At 57.9% G+C, this 2,383-nt stretch carries 3 protein-coding genes; all 3 read right to left on the minus strand.

Annotated features, from left to right (window positions below):
- Positions 1-30: 30 nt before the first annotated feature.
- Complete coding sequence (tnpC, locus tag KGA81_RS29875; RefSeq protein WP_223551283.1) at positions 31-1,566, minus strand: IS66 family transposase; 1,536 nt, start codon at positions 1,564-1,566, stop codon at positions 31-33.
- Positions 1,567-1,627: 61 nt separating this feature from the next.
- The gene (gene tnpB / locus KGA81_RS29880; RefSeq protein WP_223551285.1) at positions 1,628-1,963 is read right to left on the minus strand and encodes an IS66 family insertion sequence element accessory protein TnpB; all 336 of its coding nucleotides are present in this window, start codon (positions 1,961-1,963) and stop codon (positions 1,628-1,630) included.
- Entirely contained in the window at positions 1,960-2,283 is a 324-nt protein-coding gene (tnpA, locus tag KGA81_RS29885; RefSeq protein WP_223551287.1) for an IS66-like element accessory protein TnpA, read from the minus strand. The genes tnpB and tnpA overlap by 4 nt, the downstream gene beginning before the upstream one ends.
- Between the last annotated feature and the right edge of the window lie 100 nt (positions 2,284-2,383).

The following is a 2,383-nucleotide window of genomic DNA, read 5'->3' on the forward strand; positions in this document are numbered from 1 at the left end:
GTAAGCGTCCGGCGAACACTCCTTGCGTAGTTAAACGGGCGCCCACTTGTACGGGAGCAATTCCGTAATTTCACTCGCCCGCTGCGTCGGCAAACGAGTCAGAACGTCCTTTAGATATGCATACGGATCATGCCCGTTCATACGCGCAGACTGGATCAAACTCATGATCGCCGCCGCGCGTTTTCCGCTGCGTAGTGATCCGGCAAACAACCAGTTTGAGCGCCCAAGTGCCCACGGCCGTATCTGGTTCTCGACCTGGTTGTTGTCGATGGGCACAGCCCCATCGTCCAGGTAGCGCGTCAGCGCTACCCAGCGTTTAAGGCTGTAATCCAGGGCTTTGGCCGTTGCAGATCCGTTGGGCACCAGATCGCGCTGGGCCAACATCCAGTCATGCAGCGTTGCGATTATCGGAGCAGCTTTTTCCTGCCGTATTCGCCAACGATCCTCATCGCTCATGTCCCGCGTTTGGCGTTCAACTTCATATAGGCCACCAATCGAGTGCAGTGCCTGTTCGGCCAACTGGCTTTTATTCGCCACGTGCAGATCAAAAAACTTGCGGCGGGCATGAGCCATGCAGCCGATTTCAGTCATGCCTTTCTCGAAGCCGGCCTTGTAGCCGGCAAAGTCATCGCACACCAACTTGCCGTTCCAGGAGCCGAGGAAGTTGCGCGCATGCTCGCCCGCCCGACTTGGACTGAAGTCGTAAACAACGGCTTTGAGTGCCGAAAACGGTGTCGTGCTGTAGGCCCAGACATACGCTCGGTGGGTTTTCTTCTCGCCGGGTGCCAGCATTTGCACCGGAGTTTCATCGGCATGAATTACGCTTTCGGCCAGCACCGCTTCGCGCAGCGCATCGACCAAAGGCTGAAGCTGTACGCCGGTTTGTCCGACCCACTGTGCCAGCGTTGAGCGTGCGATCATCAGCCCTGCTCGGCCAAAGATTTTCTCCTGGCGGTACAGCGGCAAGTGGTCGGCGAATTTCGCCACCATCACATGCGCCAGCAGGCCTGCGGTCGGGATGCCCTTGTCGATTACCTGGGCCGGCACCGGTGCCTGGATCAGCGTTTCGCACTGGCGGCAGGCCCATTTCCCACGCACATGCTGTTCGACGGTGAACACGCCGGGTGTGTAATCGAGCTTCTCGCTGATGTCTTCGCCGATGCGTTGAAGCTGGCAGCCGCAGGCGCACTGCGTATTTTCTGGCTCGTGACGGATCACGGTGCGTGGGAACTGAAGTGGCAGCGGCGCACGCTTGGGTTTCTGGCGTGGCTCGGTCGGTGCAGGTCGCGGATTGACCGCGTTTAGCTCTGCTTCGATGGCTGCGATATCAGCATCGAGCAGGTCATCTAGCAAGCTGCCTTGGTCAGGACTGAGCTGTTCGCTGCGCTTGGCAAACTTGTGCCGCTTGAGGATGGCGATCTCATGGGCGAGTTGCTCGTTGACCGTTTCCAGGCGGTGGATTTTCTGGCCCATGGAGTCGACTTGGGACAGCAGCTGAATGGCCTGTTCGGCCAAGGCGCGCAGCTGTTCCGGTGTCATCTGGTCGAGATTTGGCGAGGAAGTCATGCCGCTGATTGTGCCAGAGCAGGCCTTCAGCGGCGATAAACCGATAGGCTAATAGCCGGTGCTAAAGCACTGTGATCGAGCCGCCCGATCCGACCCGCTGCCAAGGTAACCCCAGCACCAAGGCTTGAAGTTGCTCGTTATCAAGTTCAACTTCCGAACCGTGACGGATGCCGGGCCAGTGAAACTTGCCTTGGTTTAGTCGTCGCGCTGCCAGCCAGATCCCAACACCGTCATGCACCAAAACTTTCATGCGGTTGGCGCGGCGATTGGCAAAGAGATAAGCACTGTGCGGCTTCGCCGCACCGAATACCGCGATCACTTTGGCCAATGCAGTCTCGGTACCGGCGCGCATATCCATCGGTTCGGTGGCGAGCCAGATAGCGTCGATGCGGATCACTGGGCAAGCTCACGGATAAAACGGGCGCACCCTTCAGGGTCTGAAGATGGCCAGTGCACGGTGAATTTTTGCTGCCCGAAAGGGATCTCGATACTGACAGGCATTTGCTGATCAGGCCGAGTCGCGGGCTCTAGTTTCATCGGGACGAAAGCGGGCAACGCCGGCGCCTGATGATCACGATAAGCGGGTATCCATTTTCGAACCAAGTTAGCGTTGATGCCATGGCGCAGGGCTACGCTGGCCATGGACACGCCAGGTTGTAGGCATTCCTGGACGACTTGGGCTTTGAAAGGTTTGGGATAGGAAGTTCTTTGGCGCATGGCAATCCTGAAGATAAGGGCGATGGTGTCCACGTATTTTTAAGTGGAGAACATCGCCCTTATCGCAGGGATCGGGTAGGTGACTTCGCCAGACGCTTAC

This window comes from Pseudomonas sp. A-B-19 (genome assembly GCF_019947515.1).
In the GTDB taxonomy this organism is placed as follows: Bacteria; Pseudomonadota; Gammaproteobacteria; order Pseudomonadales; family Pseudomonadaceae; genus Aquipseudomonas.

What these genes read in the sequence shown, in the direction of transcription:
- tnpC (WP_223551283.1), bottom strand. Translation starts at nt 1,566, where the DNA reads ATGACTTCCTCGCCAAATCTCGACCAGATGACACCGGAACAGCTGCGC.
- tnpA (WP_223551287.1), bottom strand. Translation starts at nt 2,283, where the DNA reads ATGCGCCAAAGAACTTCCTATCCCAAACCTTTCAAAGCCCAAGTCGTC.